Here is a 23,029-nt window from a genome sequence, read left to right as displayed (position 1 = left end):
ATTTAGCCTTTAGAGTTATACCAAATTGGCGAAGTGTAAGCGCGCTCTTGAGTTTTTAGCTTAATGCCTTTAGGCATAGAGGTAACTTGATAACGGACGGCATCATAAGCGGTCCAACGCGGTGTAGGGATTTCAATGGCGCGGACATAATAAAACGCTTTTTCTAAAGCATCAAAGTTTGGATCAGTCCACAAGGTTTCTAGCTGGGCTGAGCCTATGGTATTGGTCCAAGTTGGTATGGATAAATCAACGGTATCACCAACGGCAGCTAACTTACCTTTAGCATTGATTTTACGCTCACCTGATTTTTTACCTGACCAAGCAACGTCATAGACTTTCTCATGGGCTTTACCCTTGCTATCCACCCAGCCTTTGATCACTTGTACTCGGTCTAGGTTGGCACCGTCAGGATCGCGCAAGGCACGAATTAATAAACTCGGCGTTTGCCCCTCTTTAGCATTGGTCAAATCACCGCCCATAGGCACACCTTTTTCATAACCAATACTAGCTATATCGCGTTGTTTTAGATCGCTCTGCATGAAATCATAACCAGCAAAAACCCTAAGGCGAATACGTGGTCCTGTGGTGGCATAAACTTCTTTACGTTTCATGGCATCAAAAATACCTGCACGAGTATTTGATGTTGCCCAAACAGCCGTTGGACCCGGTGTCGCATAACGCCATGCGTCATAACCTATATCTAACTTTTTATTGTACTTACCTGGCTGGTTGAGGCGTTTTTTCGACGGTTCCATCCAAGCAAAAGCACCAAAAAAATTATCATCATCTTGAGTCACTAATGAGGTGTGCAAATCACCGCCACCAACAAAACCTAATTTAAAGGGGTTAACACCCAGTTCAGTGTCTAATAGCAAACCATTTTTTAGTGTTGAACGAGTATATTCCGTTGCTAACATGGCATCTGTTTTTTTGGTGGTTAAATCAAGGTTACCAAAGTCCCACGTTTCATAATCGGCGAATTCATCATTCGGTGATAATTTGGCATGAGTTTCACTATCACCTTTAGTTTGACCTACCTCGACCAGTTTCTCCCATTTTGCACGCTCGGTAACATAAGCCAAATCAAACTTTGCCCCATGGTTAAAATCATCTTGCAGAGCAAATAACCAACCATTGGATAAGTTACCATTGTGAGGAATAGCGATTGCCTTACCGCCAGTGTTTTCTTCATAATCAGCTAGCCATTTCCACAAATCTTGTGGATTTGGGCTACCAATGGGTGGTGTCATGGTAAAAGGCAATACTTGCAAAGCTCGGTCTGGGCCATCACGTAAAATGATATTACGATGCAAGTTATTGCCCTTAACCATAGAGGTCCATTCATAGGAAATCATGGTAGTAAACTTATGTGGCTCATTAAATTCTTCTGCCGCTTGTACTAAATCTTGCCAAGTACGGCTGTAACCCGGATTGCCTGGTTGATACACTAAGGCACTAGAGAGTTCACCGTTAGCAAAGGCTGAGATCAAATCAAACGAGGCTTGTTTAGCCTCGGCGCCACCTTTACTAAAGCGTTGATGAAATTTGGCACCTTGTTCATCGGCCAAGATATTTTCAGTGCCTTTTAAAATATCGGTGATCACCCCCATACCATCGGTATGTTCTGTTAAACAAATAAAGTCTAATGGTCGGTCTAATTTAACCGGTTGACTAGTATTGCTTAATACCTGCTCGCCAAGAGCAAAACGATATAAATCACGAGGCAGTAAAGTCGTGCCACCACCGCCAGCATCCGCGGATAAGGCGGAATGGATATGAGTTTCACCAAAGAGTAACTGCGTAGGATAGTCTCTATCGGCGTAAGGTGAAAATTTCACCTTAGTTTTAGCGGTTACTTTATCAGCGTTGACATCTGCTGACTGAGTTTCTGATTTAGTGATTGATTCGATTACTACTGGTTCGAGTATTGCTGAATTCGATGATGCTACTTTATCTTTTTCACCACAAGCGGCTAGGCTGATACTGGCAATACACAGTGCCAACAGTGATTTTTTAAACATGTTAAGTCCCTATTTATATTTATCCATTTAAAATTGAAGTAGCCATGTTAATTATCGAGCTACTTATAAATCAAAATTGCATTACTCTTTCTATCAACCACATACTGGCAATGGAGCCAATCATATAGGCGTTGATTTTTTCATGTTTTCTAATATCTATCATTTTTCTAATCGCCGACATTAACAACAGTACAACGGCAATAAAAAGTACCTGCCCTATTTCGACACCGAGATTAAAAAATCCTAAAGCAAGTAACTGATCGTTTTTCGGTAAGCCTAACTCGAGTAAAACGGATGCAAAACCAAAACCATGCAATAAACCAAAGCTGCTCGATACGGCCACGGGATAACGATAGCTTAACGAGCATTGTGGCGATTTATTGATGGCGTTTTTTGCTATTTCTGTCGCTAAAAATACAATACTCAAGGCGATCACCGCTTCCACCACTACGATGGGTAATTGCACTATATTTAGCGTACTTAACACTAAGGTAATTGAATGAGCGAGGGTAAAGCCGGTGATAGCCCATAATAATTTTCTTAACGTTGAGGCAATCAACAATAAGCATAAAACGAACAACAGATGATCATAACCTTCTAAAATATGCTCAATACCAAAGAAGGTATAACTTTGTATGGTCTGCCATGATGACGGGGATTTTATAAAAGTATAACTTGGCGAGGCCGGCGTTATTCTAATAGAATAATCACCCTGTAAATTAGTATATTTTAACATCACCTCAACATTGGTTTTTTCGAGATTAACGACGGTGATACTCTGCCCAGCTAGCCCCTGAGCTGTCGTTAAAGTGAAGTATTGAATGTTCGAGCCATTGCTTAAAACAGCGGGCAACTTTTTGATGATTTTGACGCCATCACTAAATTGTAAGTTCAATGGCACATTGCTAGTCTTCGCCGGTTGTTTCCACATGGCTTGGTAGGTACGTTGCGAGTCCGCACCGTCACCGCTGGCTGAACTTTCAACACTGTCTGCAACTTCAACATTGGCTAACTTGTCAACCTGCGTGGTAATTTGTTCAATTTGTAAATAAACTAATTGAATTTGATTACCGTAAGCCATATTGCTCATAAAAATAAGCAGCAATAGCGCAAACACCGATGAAACAACCCCGCTAAAGTGAGGGGTTGTTGGTTTTTTACTACCAGATTTTGACACGTCTATTTACCTAGTGCTTAGCTTCTTTGTTTGGCATAAACCAAATCGGAGAACTCCAAGCGCGCTCTTGAATAGTCGCTTGAACATCGGTTAATAATGGCAAGTTATTACGTACCGCGTCATAGGTACTCCAACGTGGTGTTGGTATTTCAATGACACGCGCATAATAAAGTGTTGGCAATTCACTGTTAAATTCTTCATCAGTAAAGCTGCCCATCAACATAGTACTACCAATACTGTTAGTATATTTCGCTGTTGCTAAATCAACGGTATTGCCAACCTTAGATAAATTACCTTGCGGGTCAACCTTACGATTATCTGACCAAACCACATTGATGATTTTTTCATGTTGCTCGCCTTCTTGATCGACCCAACCTTTAATTATTTGAATACGGTCCAAATTAGCGCCTATGCTGTCTTTAGCCGCCCAAACATTGAATACCGGAGCGCTTGTTGCGCCCGTAATAGTACCGCCCATAGGCACACCTTTGTCGTAGCCTTCTTTGACCATGGCATTGATGTCGTTATGATTAGTGGTTAAATGCTCACCGGCAAAAATTCTAACCTGAATTCTTGGTCCAGAAGTGCCGTAGACCTCGCGGTTATACATGGCATCCCAAATTTCGCCACGAGTATTCTTTGTCGCCCATACGCCAGTAATAGAGCCGATACTTTCATCTTTAGCATCCAGCCATTCAGGTACTTGGCCCGTTCTGCGTAATTCTGGGGTATTATCCGCCGCGCCATGACCGCCGATGTAATTGTCTTCGGCCACATCTGCCATCAAACCGTTGTGGCTGTCAGTACCGCCATTAAAACCTAACTTATACGGGTTAACGCCAATGTTTTGATAGTGTTTTAAACCTTCAATAATGCCCCAACGAACAAAATTACGTTTATCTAAAGTGCGTTTACTAAATTTTTCTATCGAATCAGCATTTTCAAAATCAGCAAATTCATCGGCTGGCCAAAATTTGCGATGCACCTCAGAGTTGCCTTTGATTTGCATCATTTCGATAGTGCGTTCAAAGTGACTACGCAGCTGTGCATATTCTTTAGTAATAGGATTACCTTTAGAATCATTGGGATTAAACATCATCAGCTTAGACGCATTGGAGTTGTGTGGGATAGCAAGCAGTGTACTGCCCTTTTTCTCTTGTTGCGCCATCCATCCCCATAAAGCTTCTTCGCGATTGTAGTCCGCGTAGCCAACAGGATGCTCTGGTACCACCATATCTCTGAATAGAATATTGCGATGTAAATTGCCGCCTTTTGGTGCGCCACTCCATTCAAAGGCCGCTAAGGTAGTAAAAACACCAGGTTTATATTCATCTTTAGTGGCTTGTAAAATAATCTGCCAAGCACTCTTGGTGCTTTCAATACCAGTATAAAAGGGTGGGTGTGCTGGTTTAGCATCGCCGCGATTGACCGATATAACGTATTTAATGAACCAATGTATTTGGTCTTTATATTCAGTTAAGCCTCGTAATTCTTTTAATTGTGCTTGGTTATGCCCTACCGCTTCTTCAGTGAACGTAGTATACATTTCACCAATGTATTCAGCATGATCGGTAGTCGCGGCAAAATCGAGTGGCCGATGTAATTTATGTAATTGGCCATTGATAGTTTTCTCTTGTCCTTGAGCAAATTGTAAGGAATCAAGTGGGCTCATGCGATTGCCACCAATATAGGCATCCAAAGAAAACTTGGTGTGCATATGGGTTTCACCAAAATAAGCATTTTTAAGCGGGTTTGATGGCGCTTTGTCTTCCTGCTCTTTAATGGTTAACGCTCGGGCAGCTACCGATTCATCTTTATTTTTTTGCGTGTTACCAGCACTTAATTCTTTAACGTGGGCTTGGTCTTTTTGTGCGTCCGTTGCTTTTTCAGAACAAGCGCTTAAAGCGACTGTTAACGTTAAAGCAATAATTGAAAGTTTTGTTTTCATCGTTAATCCTTTAGTAGACATTTTTTTGTTATTAGTTACTTATAATTAGGAATCTTTTTAACTTTAGAATTTAGCCATTACTTTTAAAAAAATCGTATCGCCTTTAACACGCTTAGTGGTGCTAAATTCATGTAACCACTTTAACTCAGCAAGTATGTCGGTATTGCCAGCCTTTTTAACAAAAGACAATGTTGGACCTGCGCCAACAGAACGCGCTTTAAAATCGCCATAAGTAGCACCTTCACCACTGTCGCCTGTTAACTGGTTGTAATAAAAGCCCGTAACACCCGCACCTGCTAAACCGCCCCATAATGGAAAATGTTGCGCTAATGACCCTTCAAGATGTGCCTGAACGCCTGATTTGTATTTGGTATCAGTATTTTCTTGATTAAAATCTACACCGGCAAAAAGACTGGCTTCAATACCATTTTTTTGACCTAAATATACCGCTGCGATAGTGGGCTCTACCGTCCAAAAATTCTTGCCAGTATTTGCCAATGAACCCACGGTATAACTACCGGTTGGCGCATAAAATGCAACTCGGTAATTGATATTTAAGTCGGCATTAATATGTTGATTAAGCATGAGTGGCATTAAAATAATATCGCCTAAAGCTTTATCTGAATCTGTTTTTCTAAAACCACCAGAATCGGTGATGACATTAGCGCTCACTTCCATATCCACATAAGGAATTGTGGCACTAAACGCGTAGCTCCAGTTTGTGCCTAAATCAATATCGGGTCGATAAAGCATTGTTAAGCCTATAGCTTTAGAGCTTACATCGACATCGGCAGCTTCTGTACCGGCAAAAGGTAATGAGTGTTGATAACTACCTTGGTAATTCAGTATATTTAAGCGAATGATAAAAGTTTGCTCTGTCGGTACGCCATCCACAAAAGAAGACATCGAACCTGGCATATAATGACCACTGCCGCCCTCTTCGGCTAAAACAGAAAACGGAAAAGTACAGGCAAGCAAGAGAAGTTTTTTATTCATATCATTCCTTTGAAATAGGCTGTTTCACAATATAAAACCTTGTGTAATTATACTGTTAACTCAATAGCTACAGTTTACTTGGATTGCAAATAAAAACAATACTCTAGACCTCGATATGTTTGCCATTTGAATGACTGATGTATGCTTAATAACTTAGCTCAAGTAACCCTAGATGACTTATAGAGTTAACCGTCATATTAATCAGCCATTAACGACCTTATTTACTTTCTCTGTATCTAAAAGTCTCGATTTATGCGATATTAGCGGCAAATTATAACCCTCCTTTTATCCTGGGTTAACTGCATTTAGGTATCTAAAATGAAAGCTCCTCTATATAACGACATCCTTAGTATTTGCCAAGAAATCTCCAACGCTTCAAACACAGACAATGATGAGTTAAGACTAGCCAGTTGTAAAAAACTGCAAGTGCTTTGTGCGACTAATCAAGGCTCACCAAAAGATCATCCGCTGCAATGGGAAGCACTCGCTGACTTTACCGAAGATGGCGAACAAGCCATGGATATTTATGAAGTTGCTTTAGCAATAGCAGAGAAGTTAAGTTTAGCTACATTTAGCGCCTCAGCTTATTTAGCAATGGCACAACGTCAAGTTGAATTTGAAGAAAAAGAACAGGCACTGGTGTTTGCTAATAAAGCGAATGATGCTGCCCAAAGCATTGATAGCGAAGAGTTGAAAACTGAAATCACTGAGCTATTAACGCAACTAACTAAGTAATCAATGAGTTTACGAGAAATCTATGTCCGACAGTTACTTAGTTATTGAATTAAACCAACAACCCGTTGAGTTATGTAAGTTACTTAAAATAGCTAACTTGGTTAGTGGTGGCGGCGAAGCAAAAGTCGTTATCAGCGAAGGTTATGTTTTACTTAATGGTGAAGTGGAATATCAAAAACGTAAAAAGATTTACCATGAAGATGTGGTTGAGTTTAATGGTGAAGTTGTTCAGTTAATCATTAATGAAGATTTGGCTGAAACATTGACTGAAGCTGAACCGATTCCTGAGAAAGCACAGTCGCCTGCAAAAACTAAAACAGCAGAGAAAAAGGCACAATCAAAGAAAAAACCGAGTAAGGCCACCAAGCAAGACCATGCTGTTATTGAACAAGATAAGAGCCAAGCAAAAGTACCGAGAAAAAGAAAGCCTATTTCATTTTAACGTACCGGCAACATCATGAATTGAATGTTAGTGAGCGTTTTCAGCTAAATTAAAAACAGCTCATTAACATGCAATTATATCTAGCGTTGCCCAACGACTCTAGGCAACAGCTTTTAAGAAAGAGCCTTAAAGTACTTTTTCCCAGAACAGCGCTTTGCCCGTTTTCTCATCGAGTTCATAGCCACTAAAACCTAACTTCTTATAAGCGTTCTGCGCGACAATATTGCCCTCTAATACCTCGAGAGTTAATTTACAGTAACCTCGTTCTCTCGATATTTTTTCAACTTCAATAAAGAGTTTTTGGCTCAAACCTAAACCTCTATATTCTTTTAATACTCCGCAATCATGGATATTGAGTAAAGGTTTACATTTAAATGTAGAAAAGCCTTCGACACAATTAAGGATGCCCGCGGGTTTACCGTCAACGTAACAAAGTAAGGTTAAAAAATCAGTTCGTCCCGCTAAGGTAGCTACCAAAGTTCGCTGGACGTTATCGCTAAGTGCTTCACCGCCACCCATGGGGTCTAGGGCATAGGCGTTTAACAGCATGATTAAATCTTTGCCATGTTGCTCATTATGGTAATCTGCTTGAATTAACGTTATCTGCACATTTGTTCCTTTTTTTACTTTTTGATGTTCGGCACTATACTATTAAAATGAATAAAATAAAATTATTGTGTCAATATCAAGACCCCGATAGCACCAAGCAGCAAGCCTTTTGCTGCCAGGGTGAAGCCAATAACTCTGGCTTTTGTTATTGGCATGATAAGGAAGTGGATAAGTCCGGCCTTGATGTCAAACAACGTCTGGAAAAGTATGCCCGAGGAGGTGGAATGCTGCGCGGAATTAAGCTCGCTAGAACTAACCTTCAAGGTATCGACCTTGTAAACCATCACGAGAAAAAAGGCTATGACTTCTCTTATGCTGATTTTTATCACACCAACCTTAAAAGTGGTCATTTATTCAATATTAATTTACAACATGCCAGCATAATGAAAGCTGATTTACGTGACTCAAACTTAAATTGTGCCAATTTAGAAGGCACTAATATGCTTGGGGTAAAGTGGACCGGAAGCAAGTTTGAGAATGTTAAAATAGGCAATAAAATCAAACAAGAATATGATGCAAAAGCGGCTCTAGTCGCTAAAAACGCACAAGAAAACATTGATTACTTAGAGCAAGCTGAAGAAATTTACCGAGATTTGCGTAAACACGCTGAACACGAAGGAATCTTTACCCTCTCTGGTTACTTTATTCAAAAAGAGTTAACTATGCGCCGTTTACAATTACCGCGATATAGTATGAAACGAACAATATCAAAAATTGTCGATATATTTTGTGGTTATGGCGAAGCGCCGCTACGGATCATCGGTTTGTCTATGGCCATTATATTTATTTGTGCCATTATTTATGCTTTTACCGGTTTAAGCTACAACGGTAATATTCAAGCGATGGGTACAGAATTCACCACGAGTGAAAATATCTCTTTCTTCTTATCTTCACTTTACTATTCAGTGGTCACCTTTACTACCTTAGGTTATGGCGACTTTACTCCTGTTGGAGTATCGCGTGCTATTGCTGCCATAGAGGCTTTTACGGGTAGCTTTACTATTGCTCTCTTTGTGGTGGTTTTTGTAAAGAAAATGACAAGATAACTTCATATGCATAGGCTAGATTCCTGTAAGCCATAAATATTACATTTTTTACTTTTTCATAGGCTAGCCCCCTGTTAGAATAGCGCCAATTATTTTTATCTCTTTTTTACGGAAACTTTAACAATGCGTACCAGTCAATATTTACTGTCTACTCTTAAAGAAACCCCTGCCAGTGCAGAAGTTATCAGCCATCAGTTAATGTTACGAGCAGGCCTTGTTCGAAACCTTGCTTCTGGGTTATATACTTGGTTACCAACAGGTTTACGCGTGTTGAAAAAAGTTGAGAACATTGTCCGTGAAGAAATTCAACGTGCTGGTGGCAATGAAATATTGATGCCTATGGTGCAACCTGCAGATTTATGGGAAGAATCGGGTAGACTCGCTGATTATGGTCCGGAGTTATTGCGCTTAAAAGATCGCCATCAACGTGATTTTGTTTTAGGGCCAACCCATGAAGAAGTGGTCACTAAGCTGGTTGCTAACGAACTTAGCAGCTACAAACAATTACCGTTAACTGTTTTTCAAATTCAAACTAAATTCCGTGATGAAATTCGTCCTCGTTTTGGTGTAATGCGTGGCCGTGAATTCTTAATGAAAGATGCTTATTCTTTTCATTTAGAAGACGAATGTTTAGAAAAAACCTACCAAATTATGTTTGATGCTTACTGCCGTATCTTTGAACGTCTTGAACTAGACTTCCGTCCGGTTATAGCGGATACAGGCTCTATTGGTGGTGAAAAGTCACATGAATTCCATGTACTTGCTGACTCAGGTGAAGATGACATTGCTTTTAGTGATGCTAGCGACTTTGCTGCCAACATTGAAAAAGCCGAAGCGTTAGCACCAACAGGTGAACGCGGTGAGCCGACTCAAGATATTGAGAAAGTTGCATTAAAACTTGAGCGTTTAATCAAAACCTCAGAACTAGATTTAAAAACTACCGTTAAAACCTTATTAGTTGTTGGTACAACAGAAGAAGGAGAGCCAGAAAAAATAGTTGCATTAGTGCTTCGTGGCGATCATCAACTCAATGAAGTTAAAGCTGAGAACTTAGCACAAATTGCTTCCCCGTTAACATTCGCAACTGACGAACAAGTGTCTGCGATTGCTAACTGTCATAGCACTTCCTTAGGACCTAAAGGCTTAACTGTTGAAGTGATTGTTGATCGTAGTGCTGCTCACTTAAGCGATTTTGTCTGTGGTGCTAACGAAAATAACCATTCTTTTACCGGCGTTAACTGGCAACGAGATTGTGGTGAGATCAGCATTCAAGATATCCGTAATGTTGTTGCTGGTGACCCAAGTCCATGTGGCCAGGGTACTATCGAAATAAAACGTGGTATCGAAGTCGGTCATATTTTCCAGTTAGGCCGTAAATATGCCGAAGCGATGAAGTGTTCTGTTTTAAATGAGGGTGGTAAAAACCAAACCTTAACTATGGGTTGTTACGGTATTGGTGTTTCTCGTATTGTCGCAGCAGCTATTGAGCAAAACCATGATAAATATGGCATAAAATGGCCAAAAGCAATTGCTCCATTTCAAGTAGCAATTGTACCGATGAATATGGCAAAATCGGCACGGGTAAAAGAAACCGCTGAAGCTTTATATGAGTCGCTAATTCAAGCCGGTATTGAAGTACTATTTGATGACAGAAAAGAGCGTCCAGGTGTGATGTTTGCTGATCATGAATTAATGGGCACCCCCTTATTAGTTATCATTGGTGAACGTAATTTAGATGCGAAGCAAGTTGAACTTAAAAACCGTATTACCGGTGAAAAATCATTAATCGCCATTGATGATGTTATGGCTTTGTTCAGCTAAATTGATTTCGTTGAATAAGTAGTCGTAATAATAAAGGGGCTTAGGCCCCTTTTTGCTATATACCCAAGCCACCTCAATATGCAGGATTCAGCTGGAATTAGAAACGTCTTTAGCCAAGGCATTGATTGAAGAGAATGGTTATTCCCTTGTCGAAGTCAATAACGATGGATAAAGCGTTTCTAAACCAGTCCTTCGGGGACGTCTGAGCAAATCACGTTCATCGTTGCGTAGTTCATTAAGGGAACAACCATTAATGAAATACACGCCTTGACCATGAATCGCTCAGGCGTCCTGAAACGAGCATTTTGAGGTGGTTTGGGTATAGGCTGTAGGTTATAGGATTTTTGTATCTAATTAACCTTATTTACGGTTTGGTTCAAGACCTTCATAGTGAGGTAAATCAGCCTCAAGAACTTCCCAATTTGCTTTCGAACTGACAAAGTTATGGGAGATTGGTCGTTCTTTAATATCACTATCAATAATGCCTAAACGGATTCTTAATCGTTTAGGATCATCCTCGTTTGAGCTATACACGGGTGAACCACATTGACTGCAAAAATGTCGACTGCGGCCAGGCTTAAATGAAAAAGAACTTAAACTGCTTTTCCCTGAAGTAATTTCAAAGTCAGCGGTATTAATAAAACCGTTGGTGGCAAAGGCAGTACCACTATTTTTTCGACATAAAGAACAGTGACAATGAATAATGTCGCTGATACTACCGTTCAGCCTAATACTCACTTCACCACAAAGACATTTCCCTAAATACATACCAATACCTTAAGCTATTGAGTTGACGCTACACTTTACTAATCTTTTGATTTGCACCGTTATTTCTTAGCTAGATAACTTAGCATTTTTTGGTCGACTAAGTGCAGTATCGCTGCACAAAAGTAGCTAATCATTTTAATATACCTTTGTTGAACAAAACCCAACAAATTATCATTAAAAAAAGCCTAAATAATGCTTTCAAAACAGTGCATTATTGGCAACAATAATATCAGCTCATTTTCTCCCTTTAATTATAAGAAGTTGCCAACTCATGAAAGCTATTACCAAGTCATCTAAATTAAATAATGTTTGTTACGATATTAGAGGACAAATAGCTACTGAGGCGAAACGCCTAGAAGATGAAGGCCATAAAATCCTTAAGCTTAATATCGGCAACCCTGCCCCATTTGGTTTTGAAGCACCTGATGATATTCTAAAAGATGTTATTCATAACTTGCCCAGTTCACAGGGTTATGCCGAATCACAAGGCATTTACTCTGCCCGTGTTGCTGTGATGCAATACTTCCAACAGCAAGGTATTAAAGATGTCGGCGTTGATGACATTTTTATTGGTAATGGTGTTAGCGAGCTGATTGTGATGGCAATGCAAGGCTTGCTCAATGACGGCGATGAGGTTTTAATTCCTGCACCTGATTATCCCCTTTGGACAGCAGCAGTGTGCCTTTCTGGTGGTAGCCCAGTACATTATAATTGTGATGATGAAAATTTTTGGTACCCCAACCTTGAGGATATGGCAGCAAAGATAACCGATAAAACCAAAGCCATTGTCTTAATCAATCCAAATAATCCCACTGGCTCTGTTTATCCTGAAGATATTTTACTGGGTATTATTGCCCTCGCTCGTAAGCATGACTTAATCATTTACAGTGATGAAATTTATGACAAAATATTATTCGATCAAGCCAAGCATATCCCTATCGCGCGTCTGACCCAAGATGTGTTAATAATCACTATGGGGGGGTTGTCGAAAAACTATCGGATCGCTGGTTTCAGAGCGGGTTGGATGGTAATTTCTGGACCTAAAATATACGCTGAGGATTATATTGAAGGCTTAATTATGCTGTCTTCAATGCGCCTTTGTGCCAATGTGCCCTGCCAACATGCTATTCAAACGGCGCTCGGTGGTTACCAAAGTATTAATGAACTGATTGAAGGTGATGGCCGTTTATTAAAACAGCGTAATGTCGCGGCGAAAATGATTAATGATATTGATGGTTTATCATGTCATACCGCAATGGGCGCCTTGTATCTATTTGTTAAAGTAGATAGTAAAAAGTTTAATATCACCAATGATGAAAGAATGATTTTAGACTTGTTAAAACAAGAAAAAATTCTGCTTGTTCATGGCCGTGCATTTAACATCAAGCAGCATAACTACTTTCGTTTAGTCTTTTTACCCCATGTTGATGAGTTAACCCTAGCCATTGAGAAATTAAAGAACTTCTTTGCTAGCTATCAGCAAGTAGCAGTGAGTTGAGTCATTAAGGTGATTACAACCGTACGGTAAATTGTCATTCCTGAAGTGTATTATCGGGAATCTTTCACTTATTTCATGATTGAGCACACTGCCCTAGCGTTTGTGAACAATCTTTAGGAGTTGCAATGCAGAGTTCATTTTTAGCCTGGATGTTTCGCATGCCGTTAATCAAGCGATGGTCATTAATGTTTTGTGTCAAGCCTGAGAATGTTGCCGAACACTCTCATCAAGTCGCAATTGTTGCCCATTTACTGGCGGTAATTAAAAATAAAAAATTTAGCGGTCAAATTAATGCCGATAAATTATCAACCATTGCTTTATATCATGAAGCCAGTGAAACCCGTTATGGCGATATTGTTAGCCCAACTAAATATGCCAATAAGGAAATAGCGAGAGAATTTAAAAAGATAGAATTATTGGCCGAAGAAGAGTGTTTAGCGTCTCTGCCTGATGATTTACAGGAGGTTTTCCGTGATATCATCGTGCAAGATAATGTCTCTGAAGACTACAAAACCATAGTAAAGGCTGCAGATATTATTGTTGCTTACATCAAAGCTTTGGATGAAATAAATCACAAGAACCCTGAGTTTGATCATGTTGAACAAAGGTTAGCGGTAAAAATAGAGCAATTAAAGCTAAATATGCCCGAAGTTGAGTACTTTATTGATACCTTTATGGCTGCTTGTTTAGCGACAGTCGATAAATTATCACGTACTTAACGAGCAAAAGGTTAACAATATCAAAGGTTGTCTATCCAAGATTTAATGAGCGGGGTTTGTATTGTCGGGGTAATCCTCTCTTATTTGTATGAATTCGTCAAAGTTATCGATAATGAGATAAACTAACTCAGCCTCAAATTTTTTACCTATTTCAGCTAATAAAAACTCTTTTATCTTATCGTTTGGCCAAGGCTCTTTATAACAGCGTCTAGAGCCCAAGGCATCAAAGACATCCGCTACGGCCATAATCCTAGCTTCTACCGGTATTTCTTCTCCTTTCAATCCTTTGGGGTAACCACTACCATCCCAGTTTTCATGGTGAAAATTAGCCAATCGGGCTGCAAGCTGAGAGACACTCACGGTAGATTTTTCTAAAATATCTGCACCAATCTGCGCATGTGACTTCATGATTTCCCATTCTTCTCCCTCTAACTTGCCCGGCTTATGTAAAATATGTTCAGGGATAGCTATCTTACCTAAATCATGTAGTGGCGCCGCTTGGCGTATGGCTTCGATAAAATCCTGGGCTAATCCCAGCTTTGTGGCTAACAGATCGCAAATAATAGCAACTCGGCGTACATGGGCACCGGTTTCTTTACTACGGGCTTCCACTGCTTCACCAACAATAAATAATAGTTCTTTTTGAGTTTTTTCTATTTCTTTTTGCTTGGTTAAACTCTCCAGAATTAGCGCTACGTTAGTGGCGAATAGCTCCGCTAAGCTAGCTTTGAAGTGTTCATTATCATCTTCAAATTCAATATATAACACCGATGCTGCATTATCTGACGCATGATAATAACCAACAAAACACTCCTCATCACGATAGTGACATTTGTCAATAAACACTTGTCGAATACGTGCTTTAACTTGAGAGTTAATATCAGACTCTTCGAGTGAACTTGACTCACTGACATATTTTCCGGTACAGGCAATAATTGAGCTGGTTGACTGTTTAGCGAAATCTACTTGGGTTCTGACGATATAAAGTGCTGAGCTTTCAACATTCATCAAGGCAAGTAAGTGATCAAGTGCTGCTGAGCCAAAATTCTTTAACTGATCTATTTTTAATAAATCATGAGTCGCTTCAATAAGCTTTTTAAAAGCATCCAGACTACGTTTGATCGTTATTATGTCACGATAAGCCCGTATACTGGCGTATACTGTGGTGATCATTTTATTGGCGGTAAAGTCGGTTTTTTCTTTATAATCATTAATATCAAATTCTTTAATGACTTTGGCTTCAGGTGCTGAGCCCGCTTGCCCGGTTCTCAGTATTAAGCGAATGGTTTGATTTTTCTTCACTTTTCTTATCCACTCAACGAGCTCTAAGCCAGCATGATCCGTTTCCATCACCACATCAACAAATGCCATGCAAAAAGAATCGTCATTTTGTAGAATTTCTTTAGCTTGCTTACTCGAAAAAGCAGACACTATATCCAGTTTTCTATGTTCAATTTCAGCATCAGCGAGCACGAGTCTGGTAACTTGATGCACAGCTTCATCATCATCAATGACCAAAATTCGCCAAAACTTATCCGGTTTAGCGGTTTTTTTGTCAATTTCTTCTTCAACTTCGTCTTGAAAAATAAAATTACTCATCGATGTCTATATTGTTGGTTAGCCATAATATCAGTGTAATTCAGAACTACTAAATTACTAGCTATTAACTAAAAGGTTACAAAACTTCTGTCAGTTAAGTTTTAATAGTTATACCAAGTACATTAATTAATTTACCACTTAGCGAGAATTAAAAGGCATAGAGGCAATGCATTGATTGAAGAGAATGGTTGTTCCGGAGAATAAGCTCTGGATAATATGCTCAGGATAATATGCTCCTGCATTATCTAATAAGGTACTTCCTGTACCGTCTGCATTATCTAATAAGGTACTTCCTGTACCGTCTGCATTATCTAATAAAGTACTTCCTGTACCGTCTGCATCCTCTAAGAACACCATCCATGTAGCCTGCTTGTCGAAATTAATAACGACGCATGTAAGCCTTTAGCTTTTATTAGGTACTCGCCCTTTGGGAGTTTATTAGCGAACCAATAACGGCTCAAAATTAATGAAATATAGAATAACTATGATTTAAGTAATTTTGCTTGATCTAAGCTCGCTAATACAATTCTAAGCTGAACAATTTATTAGTGTAATTGGTATTAGTTATCTTAAAGTACTTTTTTCAAAGCAAAAAAAAACGGCTAGGCCGTTTTTAAATCAAAGATTAAAGTTGTTTTTAGTGAAACTGATTAACAACCTGAAGAACAATATCATTCAACATCGCTGAAGGTGCTTCTTTATCATCAGAGGTTAAACGCTTCGTTGCCCAACCATGCCAAACCGGTTGACGCGTTTTAACATCATAAACATCAATAGCTAATTTACCTTCAGTGTACTGTTTGATACTAGTTTCAGTACCCATTGACATAGTTCCGTAATAACCACGGCCGCCATAGTAACCTCGGCCCCAGCCAAAACCTGAATTATAGGTAGCCGGGTAACTATTCACTTTAATTTTATCACGACTACCTACCGTATAAGAAATAGTGAAATCAGCATCCTCAGCGTTATCAACTAACTGATATCCCTTGGCCATAAAAGCTTGCTCAATGCTTTCATCAACTCTAACTTTCATTACCGGATTAATATCAACAGGAGGCGCCATTATTTTGCCTTTCGTTAGCCAGGCAAAGGTCTTGTAGTTAATAGTGTCAACGTCTGTATTTCTATCAAAATCAACTTTAGCTGAATGTGTTGCACAACCTGCGGTAAAAGCAATCAAGGTAGCAATCATTAATAATTTAATTGGGGTCATATCTATTCCATTTTGTGTAGTAGGCCCGTGCTATATGTTTTGGACCTAGGGTATAACATGACAGTTAATATAAATCATAATGGATGACTAATACAAATAAAACAGTGATTTAAATTGTTTCCGAACAATATATGTTGCCATAAGTAACAGATAAAATATTTCAAAATAACTCGTCAATACCCTAGGCTAAATTATTACGGTACAATTACCGCTATTTTGTATTTAATGGTTGACACACACAACTAAAGACTTAAAAATAGAAACAACTAAAGTATTTGTATTTTATTTATATGATTTTTAAAACAAGTGTCCTCAATGTCGTCTTCCTCGTGGTACTACCACCAATAGCAGGGATACCTTGTGCTTAGTAAAATCAATTAAGCTGTTACATCAAGAAACCCTCGCTCCTTATTAGAACGAGGGTTTTTTATTGGTAGTGCGTAAACCAAAATATAAGTATATTTTCATTAACACTGATCAAAAGAAATCAAGGTGATGGTATGACAACAGAGCTTTTTACCGGTGCAGAAATGGTAATAAAATCCTTATCTGCACTAAACGTTAAATACATTTTTGGCTATCCTGGCGGCTCCGTTTTAGACATCTATGACGCAATTTTTAAGCAAGATGAAATTCAACATATCCTAGTACGCCATGAGCAAGCAGCGACACATATGGCCGATGGCTATACCAGAGCGACAGGTGAAGTGGGTGTTGTCTTAGCTACTTCAGGTCCAGGCGCGACTAACTGTGTTACCGGCATTGCTACTGCCTATTATGACTCTATCCCTATGGTTGTACTTGCTGGCCAAGTGGCGAGTTCGCTTATCGGTAATGATGCTTTTCAAGAAACTGATATCGTTGGCTGTACACGCCCTATCGTCAAGCATAGTTTTAACTGTAGATCGTTAGCCGAGATCCCGGATGCTATCGCTAAAGCTTTCTACCTAGCAAATACCGGCAGACCTGGTCCTGTGGTGATTGAGTTACCTAAAGATATTTTAACACCTGACCACAAAGGACCATTCTCTATCAATACCGATATTAAAATGCGTTCTTACAACCCGAATATCAAAGGTCACCCTAAGCAAATCAAAAAAGCGGCGCAAACTATTGCCAGTGCTAAAAGGCTAGTGGTCTACTCAGGTGGTGGCATTGTTATATCTGATACCGCCGAATTACTGACTACCTTAGTTGAAAGGTTAAAAGCGCCTATCACTAATACCTTAATGGGACTTGGTGGCATTGCCGGAACACATAAACAGTTTGTTGGTATGCTTGGTATGCACGGCAGTCTTGAAGCCAATAAAACCATGGCTAATGCTGATGTTATTTTAGCGCTAGGTGCGCGTTTTGATGACAGAGTTACCAATAATGTCGAAAAGTTTTGCCCTAATGCAACCATTATTCATGTAGATATTGATCCAACCTCTATCTCTAAAACCATTAATGCCCATATCCCTGTTGTTGGTTTAGTTGAAATTGTGATGCAACAACTTCTCGATGAATTAGACGAGATTAACTTCATCCCTGATGAAGCGGCATTAAGTCAGTGGTGGCAACAAATCAACTTATGGCGTGCGGTAAAAAGCAATAGTTATGAGCAAAATCCTGGCGATAAAATAAAGCCACAACGCGTAATTGAAGCCATGTATAAGATAACTAAAGGCGAAGCTTATGTTTGCTCTGATGTCGGCCAACACCAAATGTTTGCTGCCCAGTACTATCCTTTTGCCAAACCACGCCAATGGATAAATTCTGGTGGTTTAGGCACCATGGGCTTTGGTTTACCCGCGGCTATGGGCGTCAAACTAGCATTTCCTGACAAACATGTTATTTGCATCACTGGTGATGGCTCAATTCAAATGAATATCCAGGAGCTTTCCACCTGCTTACAATATAATTTATCCGTGGTAATTGTTACCTTAAATAATCGTGCTCTGGGTATGGTGCGCCAATGGCAAGATATGGTTTATGGCGGCCGTCATTCATCTTCTTATATGGAATCTCTCCCTGACTTTGTTAAAATTGCGGAAGCTTATGGCCATGTAGGTATTAAAATAGACAACTTAGATGAATTGGATGAAAAGCTTAGCCAAGCTTTCAATATCAAAGACCGTTTAGTCTTTGTAGATGTCATGGTTGATGAGAATGAGCATGTTTACCCCATGCAAATCCGTACAGGTGCAATCGATGAATTGTGGTTAAAGAAAGGAGTTAAAGCATAATGTCTAGAATATTAGCCATATTTGTTATGTGGGTGGACAATGAGCACGCTTCATTTTCCCAACTATTTACCAAGCTCCATCTGATTAATCACAAGTTAGTGAATAAAGGAGTTAAAGCATAATGCGTAGAATATTAGCCATGTTTGTTATGTGGGTGGAAAATGAACACGCTTCATTTTCCCAACTATTTACCAAGCTCCATTCGATTCATCAGACGTTAGTGAATAAAGGAGTTAAAGCATAATGTCTAGAATATTAGCCATATTTGTTATGTGGGTGGACAATGAGCACGCTTCATTTTCCCAACTATTTACCAAGCTCCATCTGATTAATCACAAGTTAGTGAATAAAGGAGTTAAAGCATAATGCGTAGAATATTAGCCATATTGATGGAGAATGAGCCTGGCTCATTATCACGTATCGTCGGGTTATTCTCTCAACGTGCTTTTAATATTGAAAGTTTAACGGTTGCACCAACTGATGACAGTAGTTTATCTCGGATGACTATTGCCACTAGTGGCGATGATAGGGTATTGGAGCAGATAGTAAAGCAAGTGAATAAGCTTATTGATGTCCTTAAAATAACTGACATAACCGATAGAGAACATATTGAACGTGAGTTGCTATTGGTAAAAGTTGTCGCGATAACGGATAAGGCACGCACAGAAGTGAAGCGTATTACCGATATTTTTCGCGGTAATATCATTGATATTGGCAAGCAAGTTTACACAGTGCAGTTAACCGGGGATGCTGAGAAGCTAAATGCCTTTATTAATGCCTTACAAAATGAGACTGATATTATCGAGTCGGCTCGATCAGGTTGTGTTGGTATGGCGCGCGGTGATAAAGCCTTACGTATTTAGGCTCTGGTTAGAGAGTTCAGCTATAAATAAAGAGGCATTACGCCTCTTTATTTTATCTGATAAATACCCGTTACCTTAATACCGTATGTAAAAAGAAAAAGCTGCATATCGAAAGAGTCTGCTAATTTGGAAAGCTAAAGAGCAAGCTATATAGGAAAGCTAAACAATAGGCGAACGGCACTAAAGTTTTTACTGTAACGGTAACTTAGGCCTAACCTGTCAATACCCGCCCAAGAGTAACCAATCTTTGTCTCAAATTTCAGGGTAACGCCAAATTCTAAACTGTTCGTTAAGGTTACGTTGTCCTCTTCATCAAAACTGTTTACCCGTGGAACGACAAAGTCCAATTCGCTAAAGTACCAAAACACCATGGCAAATACACGGGGCTGAAATTTATAGCCCAAAATTTGATATTGCACTGGCAGGCCAGTATCTATTCCTATTTGTATGGCCGCATAAGAATCTTTTGCTTCATAGCCATTACCATCATAGCGGGCAATATATATTCGACTTGCCCAAATCGAGTCATATTTTTTAATATCAAATTGGTAAAGCGCTGAAACCCCGGTAGAGAATACAGTAACCCCTTTATCTGTGGTCAGGTTTCGGCCATAACCTAGATCAACATAACTTTGTATCTGCCAGTCTTGATTGTACTGATAATTAAAGGCTATACCTGGGGTGAAGGTGACTGTACCCACTTCATCAGGAAATTCAAGGTCGGGTATGTCTGATAAGTCAAAATTAAAAAAACCGACTGAAACGGGTAAACGTAATTCATAAGTCGTTTTATTTTTATGCCCTAACTCATACGAAAAAGGCATGCTGATCAAGCTGGCATTTTGACCTGTGGTTCGATAAATACCACTACCTAAATAATTAGCGTAGGCGTAATGTACCGGCTCAATTTCTGCGGCATTTACGCTACAAACAGTAGCGAGTGCTAAGAGTAAAAAGCTTGATAAACGGTATTTCATAGTTAACTAAGACCTAAGTAATCCATTGCTAAATATTTCATCCCAAGTAACCCATGCCTAAGTAATCATTACTGACAAAGTAAGGCTTAAATGAACGTTCGTTATTCGGTAATGCGGATATAGCTTAAATACCTTTGGTGTATATCGCGCACATAATTAACCGGCTCTCTGCCGCGAACATAACCATAACGTGCTTTTTTATAATAATGACGGCGCTGCAATAATAACATCGCTTTTTCAACGTTATTAAACCATATATCACTTCTAAGCCCTAGTTCTCTGGCTAAACGTTGTGCATCTTTCACATGACCAAAACCGGCATTATATGACGCGAGAGAGAAAAATATTTGTTCTTGTATCGGTAAGTCTTTTGAGAACCTATCCCGAGTCCAATCTAAGTATTGCACACCAGAAGCAATCGCTTGCTCTGGGTCTTTCAAATTGTCTACGCCAAGTTCCTTCGCTGTCTTAGGTAGCATCTGCATTAAGCCAAAAGCACCCGTGGAGTTCGTCGCCAATGGATTGAATCGACTTTCTTGATACATTTGCGAGACAATAAGACGCCAATCGAAGTTATAAGGTTGCACATGAGAGCGCACTATATCGTCATATGGGGATAATGTTGACCCTGAGACTAAACGATATTTCTTATGACTTTCGAGTAACTTTTCATTATAGAAATACTTATTTTTAACGACATTATAAAAAGTGCCACGGTAGTACTTTCTAATAAATTCATTTAAATAAGCGAGCAACTGTGGATTACTCTGTCTAACTAAATAGGCATAAGGTACATCTTCTTTAAAGGTTAACGGGGTAATTATTTGCGTTCGAAAGCTACTCTCTATAGCAATCAAATTACTATCAGCAATGGTTAAATCTATCTCTTTATCAGCCACCTGGCTAATTAAAATTTCAGTGGCAACATCCTCATTGGCAATGATTATCTTCGCGCCAAAATCCTTTGCTAACCTTTGCCCCGTTGTCCAAAAGCTACTACTTTTACGAAGGGTAATAGTTCGACCTTTAAGATCGGCGAGTTCATGGATAGGTAAGCTGTCTTGGTGAGCCACTAATTGCTCTTTGACCCGATTATAACGAAGACTCGTCGCTAACTTTGCTTGAGTAATTTGTTTGGCTCTAACTTTTGTTCGAGACAAGCCCGCCGCAATAATATCGCCTTTACCTTCTGCTAATAACTCCAGCATCTCGTCATAACTATCCGCGACGACAATAACCAATTTAACCTTGTGAATATCAGCAAACTTACGCATTAATTCATATTCAAAACCCAATAACTCGCCACGCCATAAAAAATAGGTTTCTGGACTATTTCGAGTAATGACACGTAAAGGCAGTTTATCTTTTCTTAGCTTGTTAAAATCAATGGTTCGCTCTGGCTCTAGCGTTTGCATCACATGATGAACCGAAATAAATTGATTTAATTCATGTAAGAAACTGTCATTACCTAAATTAACCGCCCAAGCTAAATTAATTGCTTTAGGCAGTGTAAAGACACTCTGAATATCATCGCGGTATTGCTGCAATGTTTTAACAGAAATACCGTCAAGCACAGCATATTTAGCGGTACCATCAGCAATACTGTCTGCGACTTCTTGAGAACTCACTTTTTCATCAATGATGTTCATTTCCCAATGTGGGAACTGCTTTGTAACGCTATCTATATAGGCCGAGCCAACGGGAAGAACAACCTCATTGATATCTTCAGAGTTGAAATTATGTTTACCCGATTTGGCAATAACAACTTCTCTGTCTCGTAACAATGGGTATGAGAAACTAAATTTCTCTAATCGATTCTCAGTAATAGTTAAATGGCGAGGGATAATATCAACTTCAAATGCGGATAATTTAACAAACATGGCGGTCAAGTTTCGCACTCTCAGCCAATTGATTTTTAAACCTCTTTCGTCAGCAAAGCTCTTTAGTAAACTTGAGTGATACGCACTGGTTGATCCAGCCCGGGGTAATGCTGACTCTAATTGCCAGTCAAGTTTCACGGCATTAATATAACCTGAGGCCTTAATTTCAGACCATGTTCTTCCTGACGTTCTTTTTTCTACCGTTTTTGTAACTATTTGGCGTTTGTCAGCCACCATATTGGCTGTCTGCTCACTACTCTGGCTAAGGTCTGCTTTAGGTGTTTTTTCTACCGAGGGTTGCTCTGGACAACCCGTTAAGATTACAAGCATAAGGAAACTTGACAATATTATTGCAACTAACTGTTTATTCATCAAATATGCTCTAATTAATGGCGATTACTTTCTTTGTAGATTAACAGACTTTACAAAAAAAAAGCCAGTGGTAAGTTTAAATAACTGACCACTGGCTTTAATTTAGCAATAAAC

Annotated in this window: 19 protein-coding genes; 8 read left to right on the top strand and 11 right to left on the bottom strand. The window is 39.3% G+C overall.

The features are described 5' to 3' along the window. Positions 1 to 2: 2 nt before the first annotated feature. From F580_RS0103260 to F580_RS0103245, 4 genes are all read right to left on the bottom strand, one after another. Positions 3 to 2,021 (bottom strand): DUF3604 domain-containing protein, encoded by a 2,019-nt coding sequence (locus F580_RS0103260; protein ID WP_019026259.1) that lies wholly within the window; start codon positions 2,019 to 2,021, stop codon positions 3 to 5. 70 nt (positions 2,022 to 2,091) lie between these two features. Continuing rightward, on the bottom strand, positions 2,092 to 3,198 hold the full coding sequence (locus tag F580_RS0103255; protein ID WP_019026258.1) for a HupE/UreJ family protein: 1,107 nt from the start codon (positions 3,196 to 3,198) through the stop codon (positions 2,092 to 2,094). 10 nt (positions 3,199 to 3,208) lie between these two features. After that, on the bottom strand, positions 3,209 to 5,146 hold the full coding sequence (locus F580_RS0103250) for a DUF3604 domain-containing protein (RefSeq protein WP_019026257.1): 1,938 nt from the start codon (positions 5,144 to 5,146) through the stop codon (positions 3,209 to 3,211). 63 nt (positions 5,147 to 5,209) lie between these two features. After that, positions 5,210 to 6,142: a SphA family protein gene (locus F580_RS0103245; protein ID WP_019026256.1), complete on the bottom strand. Its 933-nt coding sequence runs from the start codon at positions 6,140 to 6,142 to the stop codon at positions 5,210 to 5,212. Between the two features lie 318 nt (positions 6,143 to 6,460). On the opposite strand from F580_RS0103245, the gene F580_RS0103240 reads away from it, so the two are divergent. Then, positions 6,461 to 6,877 (top strand): hypothetical protein, encoded by a 417-nt coding sequence (locus F580_RS0103240; protein ID WP_019026255.1) that lies wholly within the window; start codon positions 6,461 to 6,463, stop codon positions 6,875 to 6,877. Between the two features lie 22 nt (positions 6,878 to 6,899). Next, a complete protein-coding gene (locus F580_RS0103235; RefSeq protein ID WP_019026254.1) occupies positions 6,900 to 7,319 on the top strand; it encodes an RNA-binding S4 domain-containing protein in 420 nt (139 codons plus the stop codon). Between the two features lie 126 nt (positions 7,320 to 7,445). Here F580_RS0103235 and F580_RS0103230 read toward each other — a convergent pair whose 3' ends face one another. Further along, positions 7,446 to 7,928, bottom strand: coding sequence for a GNAT family N-acetyltransferase (locus F580_RS0103230; protein WP_019026253.1), 483 nt, complete (start codon positions 7,926 to 7,928; stop codon positions 7,446 to 7,448). Between the two features lie 47 nt (positions 7,929 to 7,975). On the opposite strand from F580_RS0103230, the gene F580_RS0103225 reads away from it, so the two are divergent. Continuing rightward, positions 7,976 to 8,974, top strand: a complete 999-nt coding sequence (locus F580_RS0103225) for an ion channel (RefSeq protein ID WP_019026252.1) — start codon at positions 7,976 to 7,978, stop codon at positions 8,972 to 8,974. 123 nt (positions 8,975 to 9,097) lie between these two features. Then, positions 9,098 to 10,795 (top strand): proline--tRNA ligase, encoded by a 1,698-nt coding sequence (locus F580_RS0103220; RefSeq protein WP_019026251.1) that lies wholly within the window; start codon positions 9,098 to 9,100, stop codon positions 10,793 to 10,795. Positions 10,796 to 11,155: 360 nt separating this feature from the next. On the opposite strand, the gene F580_RS0103215 is transcribed toward F580_RS0103220, so the two are convergent. Continuing rightward, positions 11,156 to 11,563: a GFA family protein gene (locus tag F580_RS0103215; RefSeq protein WP_019026250.1), complete on the bottom strand. Its 408-nt coding sequence runs from the start codon at positions 11,561 to 11,563 to the stop codon at positions 11,156 to 11,158. A 271-nt stretch (positions 11,564 to 11,834) separates the two neighbouring features. Here F580_RS0103215 and F580_RS0103210 point away from each other — a divergent pair, with 271 nt between their 5' ends. After that, positions 11,835 to 13,061 (top strand): pyridoxal phosphate-dependent aminotransferase, encoded by a 1,227-nt coding sequence (locus F580_RS0103210; protein WP_019026249.1) that lies wholly within the window; start codon positions 11,835 to 11,837, stop codon positions 13,059 to 13,061. A 125-nt stretch (positions 13,062 to 13,186) separates the two neighbouring features. After that, positions 13,187 to 13,780: a 5'-deoxynucleotidase gene (yfbR, locus tag F580_RS0103205; RefSeq protein ID WP_019026248.1), complete on the top strand. Its 594-nt coding sequence runs from the start codon at positions 13,187 to 13,189 to the stop codon at positions 13,778 to 13,780. Between the two features lie 42 nt (positions 13,781 to 13,822). Here yfbR and F580_RS0103200 read toward each other — a convergent pair whose 3' ends face one another. The 3 genes from F580_RS0103200 to F580_RS0103190 all read right to left on the bottom strand — a co-directional run bounded on the left by F580_RS0103200 (position 13,823) and on the right by F580_RS0103190 (position 16,595). Further along, on the bottom strand, positions 13,823 to 15,379 hold the full coding sequence (locus tag F580_RS0103200; protein ID WP_019026247.1) for a DUF3369 domain-containing protein: 1,557 nt from the start codon (positions 15,377 to 15,379) through the stop codon (positions 13,823 to 13,825). 138 nt (positions 15,380 to 15,517) lie between these two features. Continuing rightward, positions 15,518 to 15,736 carry a hypothetical protein gene (locus F580_RS0103195; protein WP_019026246.1) on the bottom strand — a complete coding sequence of 73 codons (219 nt, stop codon included), beginning with the start codon at positions 15,734 to 15,736 and terminating at the stop codon, positions 15,518 to 15,520. Between the two features lie 280 nt (positions 15,737 to 16,016). Continuing rightward, positions 16,017 to 16,595, bottom strand: a complete 579-nt coding sequence (locus F580_RS0103190; RefSeq protein ID WP_019026245.1) for a DUF4136 domain-containing protein — start codon at positions 16,593 to 16,595, stop codon at positions 16,017 to 16,019. Between the two features lie 500 nt (positions 16,596 to 17,095). Between F580_RS0103190 and F580_RS0103185 the strand changes: the two genes are divergently transcribed. Together F580_RS0103185 and ilvN are read left to right on the top strand one after the other, a co-directional pair. Continuing rightward, positions 17,096 to 18,823 carry an acetolactate synthase 3 large subunit gene (locus F580_RS0103185; RefSeq protein ID WP_019026244.1) on the top strand — a complete coding sequence of 576 codons (1,728 nt, stop codon included), beginning with the start codon at positions 17,096 to 17,098 and terminating at the stop codon, positions 18,821 to 18,823. Positions 18,824 to 19,188: 365 nt separating this feature from the next. Continuing rightward, positions 19,189 to 19,686 (top strand): acetolactate synthase small subunit, encoded by a 498-nt coding sequence (gene ilvN / locus F580_RS0103165; protein ID WP_019026241.1) that lies wholly within the window; start codon positions 19,189 to 19,191, stop codon positions 19,684 to 19,686. 146 nt (positions 19,687 to 19,832) lie between these two features. Here ilvN and F580_RS0103160 read toward each other — a convergent pair whose 3' ends face one another. Further along, positions 19,833 to 20,663, bottom strand: coding sequence for a hypothetical protein (locus tag F580_RS0103160; protein WP_019026240.1), 831 nt, complete (start codon positions 20,661 to 20,663; stop codon positions 19,833 to 19,835). Between the two features lie 101 nt (positions 20,664 to 20,764). Next, positions 20,765 to 22,873 carry a transporter substrate-binding domain-containing protein gene (locus F580_RS0103155; protein ID WP_245560579.1) on the bottom strand — a complete coding sequence of 703 codons (2,109 nt, stop codon included), beginning with the start codon at positions 22,871 to 22,873 and terminating at the stop codon, positions 20,765 to 20,767. Positions 22,874 to 23,029 lie beyond the last annotated feature (156 nt).

The organism is Colwellia piezophila ATCC BAA-637, assembly GCF_000378625.1.
GTDB lineage: Bacteria > Pseudomonadota > Gammaproteobacteria > Enterobacterales > Alteromonadaceae > Colwellia > Colwellia piezophila.
The sequence above is the reverse complement of the archived record's forward strand: the minus strand, read 5'-3'. Positions and strand labels throughout refer to the sequence as shown.